Source organism: Campylobacter concisus (genome assembly GCF_902460705.1).
Lineage (GTDB): Bacteria > Campylobacterota > Campylobacteria > Campylobacterales > Campylobacteraceae > Campylobacter_A > Campylobacter_A concisus_Z.
The window spans coordinates 59,211-80,617 of sequence record NZ_CABPUP010000001.1 but is presented as its reverse complement, the minus strand read 5'-3'; the positions used below and the strand labels follow the sequence as shown (position 1 = coordinate 80,617).

The 21,407-nt window shown below is 39.5% G+C and carries 21 protein-coding genes; 2 read left to right on the top strand and 19 right to left on the bottom strand.

Annotated elements, in window-relative coordinates; translation table 11 throughout:
- Positions 1-118 precede the first annotated feature (118 nt).
- From hypA to flgH, 16 genes are all read right to left on the bottom strand, one after another.
- Positions 119-460 (bottom strand): hydrogenase maturation nickel metallochaperone HypA, encoded by a 342-nt coding sequence (gene hypA / locus F3G75_RS00430; RefSeq protein WP_021085840.1) that lies wholly within the window; start codon positions 458-460, stop codon positions 119-121.
- Entirely contained in the window at positions 460-1,452 is a 993-nt protein-coding gene (gene hypE / locus F3G75_RS00425; RefSeq protein WP_149716151.1) for a hydrogenase expression/formation protein HypE, read from the bottom strand. The genes hypA and hypE overlap by 1 nt, the downstream gene beginning before the upstream one ends.
- Before the next feature lie 8 nt (positions 1,453-1,460).
- Entirely contained in the window at positions 1,461-2,549 is a 1,089-nt protein-coding gene (gene hypD / locus F3G75_RS00420) for a hydrogenase formation protein HypD (RefSeq protein ID WP_149716150.1), read from the bottom strand.
- The gene (locus tag F3G75_RS00415) at positions 2,549-2,788 is read right to left on the bottom strand and encodes a HypC/HybG/HupF family hydrogenase formation chaperone (RefSeq protein WP_149716149.1); all 240 of its coding nucleotides are present in this window, start codon (positions 2,786-2,788) and stop codon (positions 2,549-2,551) included. Before F3G75_RS00415 ends, hypD begins: the two co-directional genes overlap by 1 nt.
- Positions 2,788-3,600 carry a hydrogenase nickel incorporation protein HypB gene (hypB, locus tag F3G75_RS00410; protein WP_149716148.1) on the bottom strand — a complete coding sequence of 271 codons (813 nt, stop codon included), beginning with the start codon at positions 3,598-3,600 and terminating at the stop codon, positions 2,788-2,790. The genes F3G75_RS00415 and hypB overlap by 1 nt, the downstream gene beginning before the upstream one ends.
- Positions 3,601-3,770: 170 nt before the next feature.
- Complete coding sequence (locus tag F3G75_RS00405) at positions 3,771-4,376, bottom strand: GDYXXLXY domain-containing protein (RefSeq protein ID WP_149716147.1); 606 nt, start codon at positions 4,374-4,376, stop codon at positions 3,771-3,773.
- A complete protein-coding gene (locus tag F3G75_RS00400) occupies positions 4,373-5,632 on the bottom strand; it encodes a DUF2157 domain-containing protein (protein WP_149716146.1) in 1,260 nt (419 codons plus the stop codon). Before F3G75_RS00400 ends, F3G75_RS00405 begins: the two co-directional genes overlap by 4 nt.
- Before the next feature lie 95 nt (positions 5,633-5,727).
- Complete coding sequence (locus F3G75_RS00395; protein ID WP_188115367.1) at positions 5,728-6,078, bottom strand: Na+/H+ antiporter NhaA; 351 nt, start codon at positions 6,076-6,078, stop codon at positions 5,728-5,730.
- Between the two features lie 34 nt (positions 6,079-6,112).
- Entirely contained in the window at positions 6,113-6,526 is a 414-nt protein-coding gene (gene nikR, locus F3G75_RS00390; protein ID WP_021091291.1) for a nickel-responsive transcriptional regulator NikR, read from the bottom strand.
- Between the two features lie 45 nt (positions 6,527-6,571).
- Complete coding sequence (gene hypF, locus F3G75_RS00385) at positions 6,572-8,797, bottom strand: carbamoyltransferase HypF (RefSeq protein WP_149716144.1); 2,226 nt, start codon at positions 8,795-8,797, stop codon at positions 6,572-6,574.
- The gene (locus tag F3G75_RS00380) at positions 8,781-10,253 is read right to left on the bottom strand and encodes a hypothetical protein (protein ID WP_149716143.1); all 1,473 of its coding nucleotides are present in this window, start codon (positions 10,251-10,253) and stop codon (positions 8,781-8,783) included. The genes hypF and F3G75_RS00380 overlap by 17 nt, the downstream gene beginning before the upstream one ends.
- The gene (locus tag F3G75_RS00375) at positions 10,250-10,792 is read right to left on the bottom strand and encodes a HyaD/HybD family hydrogenase maturation endopeptidase (protein WP_149716142.1); all 543 of its coding nucleotides are present in this window, start codon (positions 10,790-10,792) and stop codon (positions 10,250-10,252) included. The genes F3G75_RS00380 and F3G75_RS00375 overlap by 4 nt, the downstream gene beginning before the upstream one ends.
- Positions 10,792-11,472, bottom strand: coding sequence for a Ni/Fe-hydrogenase, b-type cytochrome subunit (gene cybH / locus F3G75_RS00370; RefSeq protein WP_021091370.1), 681 nt, complete (start codon positions 11,470-11,472; stop codon positions 10,792-10,794). The genes F3G75_RS00375 and cybH overlap by 1 nt, the downstream gene beginning before the upstream one ends.
- Before the next feature lie 9 nt (positions 11,473-11,481).
- Positions 11,482-13,200 carry a nickel-dependent hydrogenase large subunit gene (locus tag F3G75_RS00365; RefSeq protein ID WP_149716141.1) on the bottom strand — a complete coding sequence of 573 codons (1,719 nt, stop codon included), beginning with the start codon at positions 13,198-13,200 and terminating at the stop codon, positions 11,482-11,484.
- Positions 13,201-13,209: 9 nt separating this feature from the next.
- Complete coding sequence (locus F3G75_RS00360; protein ID WP_149716140.1) at positions 13,210-14,355, bottom strand: hydrogenase small subunit; 1,146 nt, start codon at positions 14,353-14,355, stop codon at positions 13,210-13,212.
- A gap of 346 nt (positions 14,356-14,701) precedes the next feature.
- Positions 14,702-15,409: a flagellar basal body L-ring protein FlgH gene (flgH, locus tag F3G75_RS00355; RefSeq protein ID WP_072594280.1), complete on the bottom strand. Its 708-nt coding sequence runs from the start codon at positions 15,407-15,409 to the stop codon at positions 14,702-14,704.
- A 68-nt stretch (positions 15,410-15,477) separates the two neighbouring features.
- Here flgH and pta point away from each other — a divergent pair, with 68 nt between their 5' ends.
- Positions 15,478-16,845: a phosphate acetyltransferase gene (gene pta / locus F3G75_RS00350; protein WP_149716139.1), complete on the top strand. Its 1,368-nt coding sequence runs from the start codon at positions 15,478-15,480 to the stop codon at positions 16,843-16,845.
- A 1-nt stretch (position 16,846) separates the two neighbouring features.
- Positions 16,847-18,043, top strand: coding sequence for an acetate kinase (locus F3G75_RS00345; RefSeq protein ID WP_149716138.1), 1,197 nt, complete (start codon positions 16,847-16,849; stop codon positions 18,041-18,043).
- 148 nt (positions 18,044-18,191) lie between these two features.
- Here F3G75_RS00345 and lpxD read toward each other — a convergent pair whose 3' ends face one another.
- Genes lpxD through F3G75_RS00330 form a run of 3 tightly spaced genes read right to left on the bottom strand, consistent with a single transcriptional unit; the run spans position 18,192 to position 21,303 of the window.
- Positions 18,192-19,145 (bottom strand): UDP-3-O-(3-hydroxymyristoyl)glucosamine N-acyltransferase, encoded by a 954-nt coding sequence (gene lpxD / locus F3G75_RS00340; protein ID WP_149716137.1) that lies wholly within the window; start codon positions 19,143-19,145, stop codon positions 18,192-18,194.
- A complete protein-coding gene (ilvN, locus tag F3G75_RS00335; RefSeq protein WP_223154400.1) occupies positions 19,145-19,606 on the bottom strand; it encodes an acetolactate synthase small subunit in 462 nt (153 codons plus the stop codon). Before ilvN ends, lpxD begins: the two co-directional genes overlap by 1 nt.
- Positions 19,607-19,608: 2 nt before the next feature.
- A complete protein-coding gene (locus F3G75_RS00330) occupies positions 19,609-21,303 on the bottom strand; it encodes an acetolactate synthase large subunit (RefSeq protein ID WP_223154399.1) in 1,695 nt (564 codons plus the stop codon).
- Positions 21,304-21,407: the final 104 nt, after the last annotated feature.

The following is a 21,407-nucleotide window of genomic DNA, read 5'->3' as shown; positions in this document are numbered from 1 at the left end:
CTAGTCAAAAGATATCAAAAGTTAAAGATCAAGGTTTTGATAGCTATTTTTTGCTGCTACAACTATTAAAATATTTTGATAAAAAACATGAAATTTTACATATAAAAATATGTAAAATTTACTTCATCTCAAGGCGCATCAGATACATATCTTCGCCGTCAGTCACCTTTAAATTTTGACTTTTACACTTTGGACAGGTAAAGTCATTTTCGCTAAGCTCCCCGCCAAATCCACAATCCAAACACTCTACAACAATGCCTTGTAAATTTATGACAAGCTCGGCGTTTTCGCAGATCGTACCAGCCTTATAAACATCAAATGCACTCTGCAAATAATGAGGCTCCACTCCGCTTAAACGGCCAACCTTTATCTCGATCTTGCTTATCTCTTTTGCGTTTTCTTTGGCGGCATTTTTCTCGCAAAGACTGACTAAATTTTGAACGATACTAAGCTCGTGCATTAGCATATCCTTGGCAGTAGCTCGCCCTTTGGCGGCTCAAGAAATCTTCTTGATTTGTAGGCATTTTCAATGATGACACGCTCGTTTTTGGCCTCCAGAACTTCGCCTATTATCATCGCATTTTTATCAAATTCTCTTAAAATTTTAAGCGCATCCTCGACCTGGCTCTCGTCAACCGCCATCACAAAAGTGCCCTCATTTGCAAGCTCATAAGGCTCAAATCCAAATAGCTCACAAACACCCATCACTTCGTTTGCTACTTTGATATTTTCTTCAAGAACCAAGATGTCAAATTTGCTAAATTTAGCCCACTCATTTAGCACTGCACTTAGTCCGCCTCTTGTCGCATCACGCATGCACTGCGGCTTTATGCCAGCGCTAAATAGCTTTAAAGCAACCTCTTTTAAGCTCTTGCAGTCACTTTTTAGATCAAGTCCGAGCTCAAATTCTTCTCTTGCTGCAAGCACCACGCCGCCGTGTCTGCCAACATCTCCAGAGATTAAAATTTTAGCCCCTGCTTTTAAATTTTTAAGCTCTACGCCTTCGCAAATTACCTCGCCTATACCTGCCGTGTTTATAAAAATTTTATCGCATTTGCCCTTTGGCACGACCTTTGTATCGCCACAAACTACGCTCACAGCGCTATCTTTACAAGTTTTTGCAAGCGAGCCAAGCACCTTTTCAAGCTCTTCTATACTTAGCCCCTCTTCGATGATGAGAGAGCAGCTTAGGTATTTAGCGCTTGCACCAACCATCGCTAGGTCATTTATCGTGCCACAAGCTGCGATCTTACCGATGTCGCCACCATTGAAAAAAATGGGAGTTACCACAAAGCTATCGGAGCTAAATGCGATCTTACCGTTTAAATTTAGTATCGCTGAGTCGTTGCTCTGCCTTAAAATTTCATTATCAAAAATTTTAAATATCGTCTCGTTTATAAGCGAGTTCATCTCCTCGCCGCCGCCGCCGTGGCTTAGCATTATCTTTTTCATTAAATTCCTTAACCAACTCTTGCATATTTAAAATATGCCGCACATGCCCCCTCGCTTGAGACCATGCACGATCCTATCGGATTTTGCGGATTACAAACCTTGCCAAAGACTTTACACTCTGTTGGCTTTGCTAGCCCTCTTAAAATTTGTCCGCAAATGCATGCCTTGCTCTCGCCAGCACTCTCTACGCTGCAGTCAAACTGCACTCTAGCGTCAAGATAGGCAAACTCATTTTTTAGCTTCATGCCGCTTTGTGCTATCTCGCCAAGGCCTCTCCAGACAAAGTCGCACGGCTCAAAGTACTTGGCTATGAGCTCTTTTGCCTTGACATTGCCCTCTTCTTTAACCGCCCTTGCGTACTCGTTATATACTTCATATGTGCCTGCGTTTTGCTGACGGACTAAATTTAGCACACTTGCCATAATGTCAAGTGGCTCAAAACCGCTAATGGCGATAGGCCTTTTAAATTCGCTCGCTAACTCTTTGTAAATTTTACTACCAGTGATGACGCTTACGTGACTTGGTCCTAAAAATGCGTCTATCCTTACGTTTTCATCGCTCATTATGGCTCTAACTGGAGCTGGGACGGTTACGTGATTTATATGAAAGTATAAATTTTTAATGTCCTCTTGCACCACTTTTTCAACCAAATTTGCGCTCATTGGCGTCGTTGTCTCAAATCCGATCGCAAAAAATATGACCTTTTTGTCTGGATTTTGCTTAGCTATATTTAGCGCATCAAGTGGCGTGTAAAGTGCCCTTATGTCGTGCCCCTCGCCGCGAAGTTTTTGCAAGCTTGTCTTTGAGCCAGGCACTCTTAGCATGTCAGCTAGCGTGCAAAAGATCACATTCTCCATGCTAGCAAGCTTACAGGCCTCGTCTATGCGGCTCTTTGGCATCACGCAGACCGGACAGCCTGGGCCATGGACGAAATTTATATGCTCTCCAACTAAACTTGGCAGTGCGAATTTCATAATGCTATGCGTATGGCCGCCACAAATTTCCATGATATTTAGGGGCTTTGTGCTCTCTTTTTTTATGAGTTTTGAAAGGGCTAGGATTAAATTTTTATCGCGAAAGTCATTGATAAGATCCATCAAATTTTCCCCGCGTTCATATCATCAGCGATCTTTTGATAGACCTCTAAGCTCTCAAGCGCAAACTGCGTATCGATCTTTTGCATAGCGTAACCAACGTGGATTAGCACATATTCGCCAATTTTTACCTCTTCAGAGATGAGATCAAGGCTCACCTTTCTAGTAACACCCAAGGTCTCAACGGTGGCAACGTTATTTTCATCTATTTCTATTACTTTTGAAGGGATTGAGAGGCACATTATCTTAGCTCTTTTTTAAATTCCAAATAGCTTATCCATTTATCGATGCCCTCACCTGTTTTGCTATCTATCACAAAGATATCAACCTTTGGATTTAGCTTTCTAGCATCGTTTTTCACTCGTTCGATATCAAAGTCAAAGTGCGGCGCAAGCGAAGCTTTTGTGATAAGAAGCACGTCAGCAGCCCTAAACATCACTGGATATTTGCTCACCTTATCATCACCCTCTGGCACTGAAAGAAGCACAGCGTTAAAGTGTGAGCCAACGTCGTAGCTTGCAGGGCAGACTAAATTTCCAACATTTTCTATAAAGACTAGATCAAGCTCGTTTAGTGGCAGATGATGAAGCCCTTCATGCACCATAAATGCATCCAAGTGACAGGTCTGACCTGTGCTTATCTGATGAGCCTTTGCACCAGCTTTTACTATGCGATCAGCATCTTGATTTGTCTCCAAATCGCCCTCTACAACGCCTATTTTAAATTTACCAGCATTTATCGTAGCCTCTAAAAGCGTCGTCTTACCAGCACCTGGGCTACTCATTAAATTTACGCAAAGTATCTTTTTCTCATCAAGATGGGCTCTGTTGTGAGCGGCCTCTTTGTCATTTTCAGAGAGAATTTTCTCTATCACGTCTATGGTTTTGCTCTCGTTTAGCACAGGGTGCGCGTGAGCCTCGTGGCTATGCTCGTGTGTGTCATGTGCGTGATCTGTATGCCCATCGTGAGTGTGTGGGTGTGAGTGAGTAGTGCCATCAGCGTGAGTGTGAACGTGGGTGTGATTACCCATTGAACAACCGCAATCTTTACACATTTTTTTATCCTTTTTTATTAATTTATGGAGATTTTAACTCTTAAATTTAAAAATAAAATTAAAATTTAGGAGTTTTCGCAAATAGATCAAAATTAATTTATTTATTTAAATTTCTATTTAAATTTAAAAATACAAATGAAATTTGCATAAGAATTTTAACTAAATTTACTTTACTCTTTTTGCCTAATCTCATCCAACTTATCAAATTTTTCATCACCAAGTAGTTTTTTGCTATTTTTTTGGGCATTCTTTTGGATTATTAGATCCTTTAGCCTAGCCTTGCCATTATCCATCACCATCAAAACCGCATACGCATCAACGTCTTCTTCTCTCATTTCATCTTCGGTATTAGCTGCACTATCAGGTGACATATAAAAGTGCTCTATACCGTATTTTACAAGCGAGTAACCGTCATATCTACCAGCTAAAAAGACTCCATTATCTGGCTTGCTTATACTAAATTTAGCAAAGCTGTAAGTGCCATTAACATCTGGTTTTAAAACAGCATAAACTCTAGCCCCATCTCTTACTCTCTCATCGTATTGGTCGATATAGCGGTCATCTTTATCATTTTCGTCAAAATTTCTTGAGTGAAAATTTGAAAATTCATAGTTTAAATCAACATAATTTCCGCGAAAAAGATCTCTTGGATCGTAAAGACTTACCCTTACTCTTACCTCTTGCCCAAAATAAAGTGGCATAAGTGCGTAGCCAAGCATAATGCCAATAAGCAAAATTTGAAAAATTATAGCTACTATTAATACTTTTATCTTCATTTTTTACGTCCTTTTCTAGCGACAACTAGCACTATGAAAGCAAACACCATAAATAGCGCCGTAGCACCGATATAATCACCTATGAGTTGGAAATACCTCACGGCTGCAACCAAAAATATCATACAAAGACCAAGTTTTAACTCACCCTTTTTGATAAGAACCGCAGCTGTTATGATATTTGCGAGCGAGAAAAATATATTTGCGTAGCCAGGACCGTAGCTAAAGATAAATGGCAACGACACGAGCAGTGCCCCAAGCAGCAAACCACTCTTGTTTTTTTCTTTAAAAAATAGTGCAAAATAAGCAACACTAAATAGGATAAAGACAAAGCCAAAATTGCTTTTAAAAAACGACTTCACAAACCAAAGCTCTTCATCTCCAACCTCAAATAAATTTCTTTCTTCAAATAAAAGCAGACAAAATAACAACACAAAAACGCCAAAATTTTTACCAAATTCTTTTGTAAATGCGCCAAGCCCTACTCTAAATTTATCTAGTAGCGGCGAAATGCTAATAAGTAAAAGTGCATAAGATAGCGATACGATCGCAACCATTGGAAGTCCAAACAAAAATCCATAATCAAATATCGCTCTAAAACCACTAATGTAGCCGCAAAATGAAATGATGTATATAAAAATATCTATAAAAAGCACAAAAGCAAGCCATTTTGAGTCGTCTTTGTAAAGCGTATATGCGCCAAGTACTATAAAAATGATAAAGCCAAAACCAAAGTCGCCCTGATAAGCTATCATAAAAAACCAAACTGCTGCAAAGATAAGGCTTTGGGCTACCAATACACCTTTTTTACTAGCAAAAGAAACCGCAAACGCTCCGATACTCCAAAGCAAGATACCGCCGCTTGGCTCATCGCTAATGTTATAAATTTGAGCAATAAGAGCAATCGCCGCACCAAAGCAGAAATTTCCAAGAAAAAACATCGCCGTTGATAGATTTTCCTTTCCCTTTGTGAGATAGTAAATTCCACCAAAATTTACAAGCCCAAGTACAAACAATACAAGTGCTAAACGTCCTAGTCTTGGTATCTCTTCCCAATTTGCACCAACAAGCGTAAAAAATGCTAGCGCAAAAAAGAGATATGCTACGAGCTTTAAGACAAAACTTATCTTGTCGCTATGAGCATCAGGGTCGATGTCATATAAATTTGCTATTTTTATAGCAGTCTCTTTATCGACTATGCCGTCACTTTGCCACCGATCCAGCTCTTTTGTTAGAAAAATTCTATTTAAAAAGTTCATTATTCACACTCTCTTTTATAAGATATACAAAACACCAAATTTCTAGCAAGTGTCTTAAATACCGTATTTATATTCATTGACGCTGCCTTAATCTTTCAACAAAAAATATAATTGTGATTTAAAATATAAAAAAATACAGAAGCTAAAATACTGCCGATAATAAAAATTTTTAGCAAGGTAGCTTGGGCCAGACTCCTAAGCTTTGCTTTAAAAATTTCTCGCTTAAGTCTAAACCCAAGTAAAAAGAAAAAAACGGCCATCAAACTATCATTTACCAAAAGGATAAGGGGCTTTTGTATCGGCGATCTGCCAAAATTTAGCCTTGTATCGATTTGTAAAAATGAGTTATAAAAACTGCTTAAAAAAATATTTTCAAAGATAAATGCCACTAAAGCAGCAGCGATAAGAAAGATACCACCGATAGCTTCACCTATAAAAAAATCCAAAAAATTCCTAAAACCCATAAAGACCCTTAAAAAACTAAAACCTAGGAATAGCTGCCCTTGTGAGTTTAGAAAATTTTACACCCTTTAAGCCGGCGATCCTTTCAGCAAAGCGTTCAATTTTGCCAGCCTCGCCTCTTATTGAAATCGTTTCTAAGCAGTTATGGTGATCGACATGAACATGGTTTGTGCAGATGATTTTCACATCAGAACTATGCTCTATATCCATCTTTTTATTCACCAAATCGTTGTGATGATGCATATAAATGAGCGTCAAAACCCCGATCAACTCCTCACTAGCGTCCTTCCAGCTATCACTTACGATCTTTTCACGTATCAAATCCCTCGTAAATTCGCTCCTAGAAGCATAGCCTTGTTCGCTAACCTTTTTATCTAGTTCGTCTAGTAACTGACTAGGTAAAGAAACACTAAAACGTATAACACTATCCATTTTCTGCTCCTTTCTCGTTTGATTACCGTTTATAATCATTATACATCACTTATTAGAAAATGTGGATAAATAATAATAAATTTGCCCTAAATTTACGTTAGAATCGTTGCTACAGAATTTTTTATTAATATGAAATTTCAAATTTACTTTAGTAAATTTTTTGTAAATGATATCAAGTAAAGTCTTATTTTGAAAAACTCCACCACTTAATAAAACCTCTTTTTTTTCATTTTTAGAAATTTCAAAAATAATATCAGCTATACCATTTATAAATGCCGTTGCAGCCACCCTTGGTTCATCTTTTAAAGCACTTTTAAAAGCTTCTTCAAAGCAGATCACTCCATCATTTAGACTAAATTTATAACACGCATCTAAATTTTTGTCATAAAGCGCCTCAAGTCTCATGCCGCTCTCACCCTCAAAGCTTGAGTGAAAAAGCCCACAAATAATCGCCCCAAATGCGTCAAATATCCTACCAACCGAGCTAGTCTTTACTAAGTTTAATCCTTTTTGCTCCATTTTTTTAAAATTTGCAAACATTTTTTCATCAAAATTTACTAAAAATTTACTAGCTTCGTCCTCAAGAGAGTATTTTAAAATAATAGAATATGCGATTAGATAAATATTTTTGATGCTGTTTTCGCCCCCAAATAGGCTAAATTCATCAAAATGATAAACTCTCTCGTAACTCTTTTTATCTAGCCTAAAGACCTCGCCACCCCAAATTTTGCCATCTTCCCCGTATCCAGTGCCGTCAAAACAAAAGCCAATATACTTTTTATCTGCTAGCTCATTTTCAAAGATCACACTTAGCAAATGTGCGTAGTGATGCTGCAGATGAACTAGCTCAAAGCCCTGATCTTTCGCCCATTTTGTATTTAAAAAATTTGGATGCAGATCAGCTATAACCTTGTCAATTTTTAGATCATAAGTCTTTTTAAAAAGGGTGAAAATGTCCTTAAACCTATCAAAAGTCGCCACGTTTTTTAGATCACCGATATACGGGCTGATCATCAAAAGGCCGTCTTTATAGATACAAAATGAGCTTTTTAGCTCCGCACCAAGAGCTAAAAATGTCCCTTTTTGCTTGAAATTTGTATGGATGAAATTTGGATTTAAGCCACGGCTCGTTCTTGTAAAAATCGGCTCATCACCAACGCAAAATGTGATACTATCGTCACTTGGCGAGTAAATTTCTCGGTCGTGATCAAGGTAAAAGTCTATGACATCACCTAGTTTTTCTCTTAGCTCGCTCTCGTCTTTTATAACGACTTCACCTGAGATGTTTGCGCTAGTTGCGATGATGTTGTGCTCTAAATAATCAAAAAGCAAAAGATGTATGCCACTAAATGCGAGCATGACGCCAAGCTTGTTTAAATTTGGAGCGACACTTTTTGCAATATTTGAGCCATTTTTTGCTTCAAGCAAGACGATCGGCTTTAAATTTGAACTAAGTAGCTTCGCCTCCGCCTCTGAAATTTGTGCTATCTCTCTAGCATTTTCTAAATTTTTACTCATTAGGGCAAAGGGTTTGTTTGGGCGGTGCTTTCTGGCTCTTAGCTCGCAAACTGCGGCTTCATTTGTCGCGTCGCAAACTAGATGAAAGCCACCAAGGCCCTTAATGGCTAAAATTTTACCCTCGTTTATGAGCCTAGCCGCTTCTTTGGCTGCTTCATTCTTGCTAGCCAAGACTTTGCCAAATTTATCTTTTAGATAGAGTTTTGGTCCGCAGTTTGGGCAAGATATCGGCTCTGCATGGTAGCGGCGATTTAGCGGGTCTTTATACTCGACGCCGCAAAATTCACACATTTTAAACTCGTTCATCGTCGTATTTACCCTGTCGTAGGGCAATGCTTTGATGATAGAAAATCTCGGTCCGCAGTTGGTGCAGTTTATAAATGGGTATTTGTAGCGTGGATTTGTGGGGTCATAAAACTCGCGCAAACAGTCATCGCAAAGTGCGTAATCAGGCAAGATGGGAGCTTGTTTGGTGGCTGATTTTGAGGCGATTATCTCAAGATTTTCATAAAATTTATCTATCTTAAATTTCTTTAGCTCATCGATCCTAGCAAGGGTTGGTAGCTTTTCAAAAAGCTCTTTTTCAAAAGCCAAAAAGCTAGCCTCTTCGCCGCTAAAATTTAGCTTCACGCCCTCGTCATCGTTGTAAATTTCGCCAACAAGCTTAAATTTATCCGCTAAAGTATAGACAAAAGGTCTAAAGCCTACGCCTTGAACTAAGCCCTTGATCTCATATCTAAAGCTTGATCTCAATGCCAAATCCGGGGTCAAAATTTGTTTTTATATTTGGGTTTAGGTGCTTTTTTATCAAGTTGCTAACTACCTTATTATAAAATAAATCCCCGCTTAAAGTAACATTTTTGATATTAAATTTATCTCGTTTTTCATAGCTAAAATCGCTCAAAAAATGCGCCAAAGACTCGGTGCAACCAAAGCTGATATTCTTCTCTCCAGCGCCAGCAAGGATGAATGAAATGATACTTTTTACAAACTTAACCCCATCTAAACCAAAGTCATCTTTCATCTTATAATCGATCCTGACGCCCTTTTGACCGCTAAAATCACTTGCCATTAATAGCAAATTCTCCCCTGCTTTTTTAAAGTCATCGCCTAAGCCAAGCAAGCGTCCAGCTATGCAAAATAGCGAGGAAAAGCTAGCATTTGAGCTAAATTTACCGTTCGGTAGAGTATGCTCTTTACTGAAGTTTTCAAGTAGCCTTTCGCCGCCTTCCTCGGCTCTTATGAGCTCATAAATTTCTTCAAAGCTACTAAATTTAGGTAAAAATAGAAGCTGCGTTTTGTTTGATTTTGAAAGCAGGCAAATTTCATCATCGCTAAATTTGCTAAATTTTAACCCCAAAGCTATATCGCTAAAATTACTAAGCTCAAATTCCTCGTTTTTTGCATAGAAAAATGGGCTTAAAACTGCGCTATTTTCAAGTAAAATAAGCCTTGAAAGAGCATTTTTTTGATCCTTTACTTTAACGCTTAAAAAGCTAAAGCCCTCTTTATTTAGCTGTTCGCAAACGGCGTAAAGAAAAAGATCATTTGGTGCCACCACGTCAAAAAATAGCGGTGCATCCTCGTGATTTTGCCTATAAATGGCTGTCGTCTTTAGTGCTAAAAGTGGTTTTTCAAAGCTAGCTAGAAATGTCAAAGCTCTATCATCGGCGATAAAAATTTTTGGTAGCTGCTTTAAATTTACGGGCATCAAGAAATTTGCATCAAAATTTACCCCAAGAGAAATTTCATATAAATTTTCATCTTGCTCTACGCAAACGCCTTTGCCGTTTTTTAATAAATTTATGCAAGCTTTTAGCTTTTCATTAAAATTACCAATTGTTATCTCGCCCTCAAATTTACTCTCACATAGCACGCCACTTTCATTTAAGATAGCCCTTTCGCTAGCCAAAAAAGCGCTCGCTTGAGTCGGAGTTAGTCCACCAAATTTTATCTCATTTATCTTGTTATCTTTATCAAGCTCTCTTGCAGCCAAGACCTCACTGTGCTTTATAAAAAGACTAAATGGCAAGAGCGCGCTTGCTTTATTTGCCACGCTCTCAAGCTCACTGGTATTGCCACTTACCTTTAGACAAATTTCATCTTCTTTGCACTTTATACTATGAGCTAGATCGCCAACAAGCAAGCGTAAAAATGGCACTAGAAACGAAGCGTCCTTGTGGCAAGTAAATTTAAAAGCAAGTATCATTTTAAACCTTTTTTAGCGTATTCATCAACGATATCATTTAGGGTGAAATTTGCTACTTTTTCACACTTAAAATCAAGCTCTTTTAAGTGATCAAGCAGCGTTTTTTCTAAAATATTAGAAGCGTTTATAACCTCATCTGAGAGGCTAAAATTTGATGATTCTATACGGCTAGGCACGATACCTAAAATTTTAGTCGTAGGCCTATCGCCTGCAAGCTCCATTAGATGAAGTGTCTGAAGCATCTCTATCTCGTGAGCCGAGCCGTCCCAGCTGATAAAATTTGGTACATTTAGAAAGTCGAAAAAATAAATATCGCCCACGCTTGCACCGTTTGCGCTAATGCAATCGACGACGATAAGATAGTCAAACTCACTTATGATGTGAGTTAGAGCGAGGGCTAAAGTGCCCCCGTCCATTAGAGTAAGCTCGTTTTTAGAACTTGTAAATTTGTAGTTTTTAGCCATCAAATTTACAAAATGAACACCTATGCCCTCATCGGCAAACATCACGTTGCCGATACCAAGAACCAGCACTCTCATCAGTGTTCTTTTACAAATTTATAGCCACTAACGATGGCGTCCATCGCTCCATTTTTGCCTTTAACAGCGTTAAATACTGCCATATAAACATGAATAGGCACAAAAATCATAATGACCCACATACAAATTCTATGTATCGTTCTGACATTTGCTAGTCCGCCCATAAGCTCTTCAAAAAATCTTGCTGGCTCATAAAGTGCTCCGCCAAGTCCCTCATGATAAACATGAACATAAAGCACAAGACCACTTAGGCAAATAAGAGTCAAAATAAGATAAAAGAAAAAGTATGAGGCAAACTGCAAAGGGTTATAAACGCCCCTTAAGTGCGGGTGTGGCCCCATAAAAAGATAGTATTTGATCTGTGCGATCCAAATTTTTGGATTTAGAAAATCAACCACACTCATCCACTCTTTTTTGCTATGTTTATCAAAGACAAATAGATAAAATTTAAAGATAAACGCCGCTATCAGCACAAAGCCAGCGATCTGGTGAGCCATACGCCACTTTGCTTGCATAAAATTTGTAGGTTCGCTCGTGATCTCTGGACTCACAAAAACGTATGAGATATAGTAGCCACTCACAACTAAAAGTGTGATCGCTGCAAATCTAATCCAGTGTGTCAGCCTAACGCCGATGGAGAATTCGTATTCGCTGATCCTGTCAGCATTTTTATGTGACATCTTTTCTCCTTATAAATTTGGATTTATCTTATAAGTACTCAAATCATTTCCCTTCGTATCCATAACATGCACAGCACACGCGATGCAAGGATCGTAAGAGTGAATTTTTCGTATTATCTCGAGTGGTTTTGAAAGATCAGCGATCTTTAAACCAACTAAGCACGCTTCGTAGCTTCCCATTTGATTTTGTGCGTCTTTTGGAGAGGCATTCCAAGTACTTGGTACGACTGCTTGCCAGTTTGTGATAACACCATCTTTTATGCGGCACCAGTGGCTAAGCGCACCTCTTGGAGCATTGCCTTGAAAATTTCCTTTGTACTCTTTTTTGTTATCGATTACATATTTTGCGCAGGTCTCTTGATCTGATTTTAAATTTTCTACTAAGGCATTAAATGCATCCATTGTATGCTCTGCAACTACTTTTGCCTCAAGCATACGAGTAGCGGTTCTTCCTAGAGTTGAGAAAACTGCACTTAATGGCAAACCACTCTTTGCTAAAAATTCATCAACTACTTTTTTAACTCTCTCGTTGCCTCTAGCGTAGTTTATAACGATACTTGCTATTGGACCCACTTGCATAGGCAAGCCATCATATCTTGGTGCTTTGATCCAGCTATATTTGCCTTTTGTATCAAAAAGCTTACTATGAGCTAGTTTGCCCTCGGCATCTATGCTCTCACCGTCAATAAGGCCTGTGTAGTTTGCCTCAGTCTCGCCATCATATGGATGAAGCGCTTTATCGTTTTTATACCAAGACCTAGTAGCCTCTTCAGTAATTTTATTTTCATCGATATCATAAACCTTATTAAGATCGCCATTTAAGATATAGCCACCTTTAAATAGATGATCATTTTTGCCTATCAAAAACTCATCGTAGCAAAGTAAATTTGCCACACCAACGTCGTTTAGAACGCTTGGCTCATTACCATAAGCTTTAGCTGCCATCAAGATATCTGGATAGTAAGCTCTATCTACAAATTCTTTGATCTCGGCAAATTTGCTCATATATTCGCCCATTCTAGCTGGATCCATAAGGTCCATCACACAGGTCACACCGCCAACTGTTAGGCTTTGTGGATGTGGGTTTTTTGCGCCAAAGATCGCCATCATCTGAGCTGCTGTTCTTTGGATTCTAAGACACTCTAGATAGTGCGAGAGGACGATTAAATTTTGCTCTGGCGTAAATTTATATGTGCTATGTCCCCAGTATGCATTGGCAAATGGTCCAAGATTGCCCTTTTTAACAAAGGCCTCAACCCTCTCTTTTACCTCTTTTAGCTTGTCAGCTCCCGTGGCAAACGGAAGATCAGTGTATTTAAACGCCTCTTCGCTAGCTTTATGCACATCTGCGCTTAGTGCAGAGACCACGTCTGCCCAGTCAAGGCCGTGGAGCTGATAAAAATGCACGATGTGATCGTGAAGATATAAAGCTGCATTCATAAGCGTTCTAGTTAGCTCTGCATTTAACGGAGGCTTGATACCAAGAGCATTTTCAACTGCGATAATGCCTGCTCGGTAGTGTGAGTATGTACAAACGCCACAAATTCTTTGCATGAAAAAGCCAGCATCTCTTGGGTCTCTGCCTTTTACGATCTGCTCTAAGCCACGCCAAAGAGTTGAGCCAGAATACGCCTCTTTTACAACATTATTTTCATCTACGACAACTTCTATTCTTAAGTGCCCCTCGATACGTGTTATAGGGTCTATTACTATTCTTTTTTCACTCATTTTTTCGCCTTATTCTTTATCTTTACTCATAGAAGCTATAACAGCGTGAGCTGCTATGCCAATGCCAGTAAGAGCTAAAATTCCAATGCCAACTTTATCGCTGACACTATCAGCCCCAAGACCTAAAACAGTATCAAAGAGTCTATCTGCCATAGGCTCTTCAAATGGCCCCATCGTATCCCAGAAGTCTGGCTCTGAGCAGCCTATACAGCCGTGACCTGCTTGAACTGGCCATGATGTGTGCTGGTTAAATCTCTCGCGTGAGCAGTTATTAAATGTATATGGACCTTTACAGCCTACTTTATATAAGCAGTAGCCATTTTTTGCACCTTCATCGCCGAAGTTTTGGACAAACTCGCCAGCGTCAAAGTGACCACGTCTTTCGCAAAGATCGTGAATTCTTAAGCCATAAGCCCATTTTGGCCTATTATAAACATCAAGCGCTGGAAGTGTGCCAAAAAGCAAGAAGTGAAGCACGTTGCCAACGATATTTTTCTCACTTGGTGGACAGCCAGCAACATTAATAACTGGCTTATCAGTCACCTTTGAAAGTCCCACTGAATTTGATGGATTTGGCCTTGCAGCTTGAATGCCACCAAAGCTAGAACAGGTGCCGATCGCAAAGATAGCAGCTGCGTCTTTTGAAGCATTTACAGCATGAGTTTTACCTGTTGTGCCATGAGGTCCAACAGTTAGAAAATTTTCAGTCGCACCAGTTGGGATACCGCCCTCAACTAGCAAAATGTATCTGCCTTTGTATTTTTCGATCGCACTCTCTAAATTTTCTTCAGCCTGCCAACCAGAAGCTGCCATGATAGTTTCGTGGTATTCAAGGCTTATGTAGTCAAATATAAGACTATCTATACTTGGAGCATCGGTTCTTAGTAAGCTCTCGCTACAGCCTGTGCATTCTGCCATATGAAGCCATATCACAGGAAGCCTATCGCTAAGCTCAGCAGCACGAGCAACCATCGGTGTCATCGCACTTGGTAGAGCCATAAAAGCTGTCATCGCACCAGCCCACTTCATAAAATCACGCCTCGTAAAGCCCTTCTCTTTTAAAAGCTGCGCAATACTCGAGTCGCTTTTCATCTTAGGCAACGCACTAAGCTCACTTAAGCGCCTATCTATCTTTTGACGCAAGTCATTATTCATATAAGCTCCTTTGCTTGAAAATTTTACTTTTGTTAATAATATCTTTGTTTAAAGAAGTAAAAAATTATTTTATAAAATTAATATCTATAATTAAATAAATTTTAGCTAAAAAATTTAAAATCCCTTTTTTTGCGATATATTTTCGAAATATAAAAAATAATATTTTGAAAAATTTTATTTTGTTTTGATGAATTTTCAATATTTTAAGCATATTATTCTGAAAGTAAATATCAACTATAATTTTTAATAATTTTAAAAAATTTAGCATATTTAAGGCGAGAGAAATTTTTGAGATATAAATTTTTAAAAGCCCAAATTGATTAAATTTTAGGCTTTTAAAGTTGCATTAAAATGGCCAGATAGCTTCCATAAGCCTTGTACCCCAAGGTTTTTTGGTAGATTTGTCTAGCTCGCCTTCTGTTTTATATAAAATTTTGGCATCAGCTATGTATTTTGAGTCGATTTCGTTGTTTTGTGAGATGTCGTAAGGTCTGATAACGCCGCTTACTTGCATGATCTGCTTTTCTCCGTTTATAAGTAGCTCGCGGCTACCTTCTATGAAATAGTTGCCGTTATTTAGGATTTTTATAATCCTAGCTGAAATGGTTGCGGTAAATTTCTCGCTTCTGTTGCTAGTGCCACTTCCTGTAAATTTGTTTCCGCCACCTGCTTTAAAGCCGATGTCGCCGTATTTGTTTAGATTATCAGCTATATTTGAAAGTGGAGCGGCTCCAGCCGTAAATACACCGCCACCAAGCGAGATAGTGCTATCTTTGTTGGTACTTTTGCTACCAGTTGAAGTTTGGCTTGCATTTTCTGAGATAACGATAGTCACGATATCATTTACATTCATAGCCTTTCTGTCTGAAAATAGCGGATTCTCGCCCTTGCCAAAGAGGCTGCCGGCGTTACTTTGTCCGGTGCCACTATCTTTTGAAGGGAGTTGCTCGACATAAACTGGGGGTTTCATATTGATATGAGGATCAGCGCTTGGTGTGCAGCCAGTGCAAATAATGCCCGCAGACAAGACGAGCCAAATCGTTTTATGGTTCATAAAAAATGCCTTAAAATAAGTATCTTTGTGCTAGAATTAAGCAATTTAAGTTCCTAAAAAGGTCGCAAATGAAAAGTTGTTACGTTTTTACAGACAAAAATTTAGCACATCTGCAAGAAATTATAGCTACAAAATTCAAAAAAGTTGAGATTTTTAAGATAATCCCAGATGAAAACGATAAAAATAACTTAATAAATTCAAATGAAAAAGAGTTTTTTCTAAAATTTATAGATAAATTTGAAGAGTTAAAAGCCAAAAGCGACTTTGTCATAGTTCTTGGCTGTGAGAGCTTTAGTGTCTTTGGTAAAAGTGAGCTAAATTTAAAGCTAGCTAGAAATTTAAACGCACCAGTTTTTGATGAAAACGCAAGCGAGCTAAAAGCGCTAAATCCAAACTCAAAGCTTCTAATCACCGATAAGATAGATGAAATTTTAAACTATAAAGCAGATATCATCACGCCATTTAAATTTCAAAGCTTGCTTCTAAAAAGAGCTAAAGTTGCAAACAAAACCGTTGTTTTGCCAGAAAGTGACGATGAGAGAATTTTAAAAGCGGCTCACATCGTATTAGAAAAAGATGCAGCAAATATCATTTTGCTAGGACTTGAGAGCGAAATTTCAAAAAAAGCAGCTGCTTTGGGGCTAAATTTAAGCAAAGCCAAAGTGATCAACCCAGCGCAAAACGAGCTGACAGATGAATTTGCAAAGAAAATTTATGAGCTAAGAAAACATAAAGGCGTTGATGAAGCCAAGGCAAACGCGCTTGTAAAAGATAAAATTTACTTTGCTACGATGCTAATTCATGAAGGCTTGGCAGACGCACTAGTAAGTGGCGCTACGATGAGTACGGCCGATACGATACGCCCAGCCTTACAGATCATAAAAACAAAGCCAAATGTAAGCGTGGTAAGTGGGGCATTTTTTATGGCGCTTGAAGAAGAAATTTTGCTCTTTGCAGACTGTGCTGTCACTCCAAATCCAAGCGCAGATGAGCTAGCTAGCATCACACTAAGTAGCGCTCAAACGGCAAGTGCCTTTGGCCTTAGTCCAAAGATCGCTATGCTGAGCTACTCTACAGCTGATAGTGGAAGTGGACCTGATGTGGAGTTTGTAAAAGAAGCTGCTAAAAAAGCTAGCGAGCTTGATGCAAATTTAAAAATCGCAGCGCCAATTCAGTTTGATGCAGCGGTTGATCTAAGTGTCGCTGGCAAAAAAATGCCAAACTCAGAGGTTGCTGGGCATGCAAATGTCTTTATCTTTCCAAATTTAAACTGCGGAAATATCTGTTATAAAGCAGTTCAGCGAAGCGCAAACGCTCTAGCTGTGGGTCCAATACTTCAAGGATTAAAAAAGCCAGTTAATGACCTAAGCCGCGGTTGCCTCGTTGAAGACGTGGTAAATACTATCTTAATCAGCGCCATACAAGCAGGAGAATAATATGAGAATTTTGGTTTTAAACTCGGGTAGTAGCTCAATAAAATTTCAACTTTTTGCAATGGATACCAAAACCAGTCTAGCAAGCGGTCTAATAGAGCAAATCGGTAGCTCCAGCTCAAGAGCGGTGCTAAAAGCAAATGGCGAAACCTACGAGATAAACCGCTTTATAAAAGACCACCATGACGGACTTGAGGCGATGAACGAGCTCTTTGTTACTTCACACACTCTGCACGATCTAAGCGAGCTTGACGGTATCGGACACAGGATAGTACACGGCGGAGAGAGCTTTTTTAGCTCGATGATCGTTGATGAGAGCGTTATTAAAAAGATCGAGGAGATAAGCCCACTTGCCCCTCTTCACAATCCGGGGCACCTTGCTGGCATCAAAAATGCGATGAAAGAGAGCAAAAACGTGCCTCATGTGGTCGTTTTTGATACGGTATTTCATCAAAGCATGCCAGAGTATGCCTACCGCTATGCCCTACCATACGATGTTTGCAAGACTCATCACATAAGAAAATACGGCTTTCACGGCACTTCACATAGATATGTTTGCAAGCAAGCGGCCAAAATGCTTGGCATAGAGTTTGATAAATTTAACGCTATCTCGCTTCATTTAGGCAACGGTGCCTCAGCCTGCGCCGTGCAAAACGGCAAAAGTATCGACACATCAATGGGTCTAAGTCCACTTGAAGGGCTCATAATGGGGACAAGAAGTGGCGATATGGACCCAGCAGTAGTCATCTACCTGCTAAATATCGGCGTTTTAAAGTGGAACGAGATCGATAACTTTTTAAATAAAAAGAGCGGACTTTTTGGAATTTGTGGCTCAAGCGACATGAGAGAGGTTGTGGCTAAAATGCAAAATGACGAGCGAGCAAAGCTTGCTTTTGATATGTTTTGCTACCGAGTAAAAAAATATATTGGCTCATATTACGCCATTTTAGGACGCGTAGATGCGCTTATATTTACTGGCGGTATCGGCGAAAACGCACCAAATACAAGGCAAAAAATTTGTGACGAATTAAAACATCTTGGTATTCACATAAATCACGATCTAAATTTCCAAGACATGCGAGGCGAGAGATGCATAGACGGGGATGACGCTAAGATAAAAACGCTCATCGTCCCAACAAATGAAGAGCTAGAAATCGCGATAGAAACGGCTAGAGTAATAAAAGAGAACAAAGCCAAATAAATAGAAGCTAAAATAAAATAGTTAATTTGTATTTTGCCAAACTTAACATATAAATTTTAAGTCTAACTCGTTTTAAAATAAAATTAGCATTATTTTTATACTGCTAGATAAAAAGCTTTTGCGATTTTAAGCTCGCAAAAGCTTGTAATCAATTTTTCTTAAAAAATCTCAAAATTTTTGCTTGAAGTTTAAACTGATCTGAAAGCTCCATTATCGGATAAGCTCCAGCGTATTTTTTGCCACCAGGCAGATCTTTGCTAACGCCTCCACGTGCAGCGATCTGCGCGAAGTCACCCACTTTTACATGACCAGCTGAGCCGCTTTGCCCGCCCATTACGACGTTCCTGCCTAGCACTGTTGAGCCAGCAAGGCCAGTTTGTGAGACTATTAGGCAGCCATTTCCAAGCTCACAGTTGTGACCTATTTGAACGAGATTGTCTATCTTTGTGTAGTTTGCGATCATCGTGCTCTCAAAAACACCACGATCTATCGTCGTGCAAGCACCAATCTCGACATAATCACCCAAAACTACGTTGCCATTGTGATAAATTTTTACATGCTCGCCAGTTTTTGTATGCGCATAGCCAAAACCATCACTTCCAATCACACAGTTTGCTAGTAGGTGGCACTCGTTACCGATGACGCAGTCGTTATAAATGACTGCGTTTGGGTGGATGATGCAGTTTTTGCCGATAGTCACATTATCGCCCAAAAATGCTCCAGCCATAACTATCGTATTTTCACCAACACTTACGTTTGAGCCGATGTAGACATTTGGCATGATAGTAGCACTTGGAGCTATATTTGATGGCTTTGGCTCGCAAAATAATGGCTTCGCATAATCTTTACTAAGCAAGGCAAATGCAAGATGTGGATTGTCGCAAACTAGTGCGACCATGCCAGCTGGTACCAGGTCCAAAAGGGCTTTTGTGACCAATATAGCTCCAGCATTTGAGTTGCTTATAAATTTAGCATTTTTCTCGCCATCGCAATATGTTAGCTCAGCTTTATTTGCATTTTTTAAAGAATTTAAGGCAAAAATTTCTATATCTTCTCCGCTAAAAGTAGCGTTTACTTTTAAAGCTATTTCACTTAGTTTCATCATATATCCATTATCACAGATCCGCCGCGTACGACGTCAACTGGGTTAAATTTCTTTATAGATTTTAAAAAGCTCTCTATCCTACTCGCATCGTCAGCCACCATGACAACGATATAGTTTTCATTTGTATTTGTCACAATGCCGTTGTACGCCTTTAGTATTGCTTCAAGGCCAGCAAAATTTTCACCAAGCGGAATTTTCACAAGAGCCATCTCTTTTTCGACAAATTCGCCACTTTCTATGACTTTATACGTTGGTATGAGCTTATGAAGCTGTTTTACGATCTGCTCTAAAACTCTCTCGTCGCCACTTGTTACGATACTTAGCCTTGAGAAGTTGCTCTCAGGTATCGGAGCAACGGTGAGCGTATCGATGTTGTAGCCCCTGCCCGCAAAAAGCCCAGAAATTCTAGCCAAAACGCCGTGTTCATTTAAAACTATAACCGAAATCGTTCTTCTGATACTCATTTTTCTTCCTTGCTCTTTAATATCATATTATAAATCGCAGCTCCAGCTGGAACCATAGGAAGCACATCCTCAAAGCGGTCAATCCTAACGTCGATCATCGCTGATTTTTTGCTATCGATCGCTTCTTTTAAAGCCTTTCTAAACTCGTCCTTACTCTTACAAACAAAGCCAATACCGCCAAAACCTTCAACGATCTTTGTAAAATCAGGCTGAAGGCTAAGATCGGTCGATGAGTAGCGCTTTTCATAGAAAAATGTCTGCCACTGGCGAACCATGCCTAAGAAGTTGTTGTTTAAAATGATGTTTATAACGGGCATATTTATCTCATGAGCCGTCATTAACTCTTGGATATTCATAAGTATTGAGCCATCGCCTGTAAAATTTATAACAAGATTGTCTGGTTTTGCACATTTTGCGCCGATCGCTGCAGGCAAGCCATATCCCATCGTACCAAGGCCGCCACTTGTGACAAGCTGCCTTGCTCGGTTAAATGGATAAAACTGCGCTACCCACATTTGGTGCTGGCCTACGTCTGTTGAGATGATAGCCTCTGGGCCCGCTATCTTTGCAGTCTCTTCGATGACCCATTGCGGTTTTAGAACCGTGTCACTATCTGTGTAGCTTAGAGGATTTAGCTTTGAGTATCTATCTAAAATTTCTCTCCAAGGTGCGTAGTTTTCAGGCTCGGCTTTGACTTCTTCGTAAAGCTCAGTTAGCACGTTTGTAAGATCCCCAACGATCGGATAGTGAGCATTTATGATCTTTGAGATAGAGCTTGGATCGACGTCGATGTGAATTATCTTTGCATGTTTGGCAAACTCATCCGTCCTACCAGTGATCCTATCACAAAACCTAGCTCCAAGCGAGATCAAAAGGTCGCACTCGCTAAGTGCCATGTTTGAAGCATAGCTGCCATGCATGCCTGCCATGCCTAAATTTAGCTCATCTTTTGCGTCAAGCACGCCAAGAGCCATCAGCGTCTCAACCGCTGGGATGCCAGTTTTTTTCATAAATTTACGGATAATATCACTAGCTCCAGATGCGATCGCACCGCCACCGATGTATAGAAGCGGCCTTTTAGCTTCATTTATCGCAACTGCTGCTTTTTTTATCTGTTTTGAGTTGCCCTTATAGGTCGGTTTGTAACTTGGGATAGAAATTTCTTTTGGATATACAAAATCTCCAAGTCTTGATGTGATATTTTTTGGGATATCGATATGAACTGGTCCTGGACGGCCTGATCTTGCGATATAAAAGGCCTCTTTTATGATACGAGGTAGCTCTTCGACGCTATTAACTAAAAAGTTATGCTTAACACAGGGGCGTGAAATGCCGACCGCATCGATCTCTTGAAAAGCATCTGTACCGATCATAAATGTTGGTACCTGACCGCTTATAAGCACGATCGGTATGCTGTCGCTATAAGCTGTTGCAAGGCCAGTGACTGCATTTGTAAAGCCAGGGCCACTTGTCACAAAAGCAACGCCAACTTTACCACTAACTCTAGCGTATCCATCAGCCGCGTGAACGGCTGCTTGCTCGTGGCGAACCAAAACGTGTTTAAAATAAGCCTGCTTGTATGTTTCGTCGTAGATATTTAAAGCTGCACCGCCAGGATAGCCAAAAACTATCTCAACGCCCTCTTCGTGCAAGGCCTCGCTTATCATCTGTGAACCAGAAATCTGTTTTATCATCACTTTAGCCTTTTGATAAATTTATCGCAGATTATATCCCAAAGCATTTTAAATCCATTTTAACTTTCTAGCGAATTTTAGGTATCGTTTTGATTTTCTTG

What these genes read in the sequence shown, in the direction of transcription:
- F3G75_RS00400 (WP_149716146.1), bottom strand. Translation starts at nt 5,632, where the DNA reads ATGAACTTTTTAAATAGAATTTTTCTAACAAAAGAGCTGGATCGGTGG.
- F3G75_RS00360 (WP_149716140.1), bottom strand. Translation starts at nt 14,355, where the DNA reads ATGAATAATGACTTGCGTCAAAAGATAGATAGGCGCTTAAGTGAGCTT.
- hypB (WP_149716148.1), bottom strand. Translation starts at nt 3,600, where the DNA reads ATGTGTAAAGATTGCGGTTGTTCAATGGGTAATCACACCCACGTTCAC.
- flgH (WP_072594280.1), bottom strand. Translation starts at nt 15,409, where the DNA reads ATGAACCATAAAACGATTTGGCTCGTCTTGTCTGCGGGCATTATTTGC.
- hypE (WP_149716151.1), bottom strand. Translation starts at nt 1,452, where the DNA reads ATGAAAAAGATAATGCTAAGCCACGGCGGCGGCGGCGAGGAGATGAAC.
- hypA (WP_021085840.1), bottom strand. Translation starts at nt 460, where the DNA reads ATGCACGAGCTTAGTATCGTTCAAAATTTAGTCAGTCTTTGCGAGAAA.
- F3G75_RS00380 (WP_149716143.1), bottom strand. Translation starts at nt 10,253, where the DNA reads ATGATACTTGCTTTTAAATTTACTTGCCACAAGGACGCTTCGTTTCTA.
- F3G75_RS00345 (WP_149716138.1), top strand. Translation starts at nt 16,847, where the DNA reads ATGAGAATTTTGGTTTTAAACTCGGGTAGTAGCTCAATAAAATTTCAA.
- F3G75_RS00415 (WP_149716149.1), bottom strand. Translation starts at nt 2,788, where the DNA reads ATGTGCCTCTCAATCCCTTCAAAAGTAATAGAAATAGATGAAAATAAC.
- hypD (WP_149716150.1), bottom strand. Translation starts at nt 2,549, where the DNA reads ATGGATCTTATCAATGACTTTCGCGATAAAAATTTAATCCTAGCCCTT.
- F3G75_RS00405 (WP_149716147.1), bottom strand. Translation starts at nt 4,376, where the DNA reads ATGAAGATAAAAGTATTAATAGTAGCTATAATTTTTCAAATTTTGCTT.
- nikR (WP_021091291.1), bottom strand. Translation starts at nt 6,526, where the DNA reads ATGGATAGTGTTATACGTTTTAGTGTTTCTTTACCTAGTCAGTTACTA.
- F3G75_RS00375 (WP_149716142.1), bottom strand. Translation starts at nt 10,792, where the DNA reads ATGAGAGTGCTGGTTCTTGGTATCGGCAACGTGATGTTTGCCGATGAG.
- pta (WP_149716139.1), top strand. Translation starts at nt 15,478, where the DNA reads ATGAAAAGTTGTTACGTTTTTACAGACAAAAATTTAGCACATCTGCAA.
- lpxD (WP_149716137.1), bottom strand. Translation starts at nt 19,145, where the DNA reads ATGAAACTAAGTGAAATAGCTTTAAAAGTAAACGCTACTTTTAGCGGA.
- cybH (WP_021091370.1), bottom strand. Translation starts at nt 11,472, where the DNA reads ATGTCACATAAAAATGCTGACAGGATCAGCGAATACGAATTCTCCATC.
- F3G75_RS00365 (WP_149716141.1), bottom strand. Translation starts at nt 13,200, where the DNA reads ATGAGTGAAAAAAGAATAGTAATAGACCCTATAACACGTATCGAGGGG.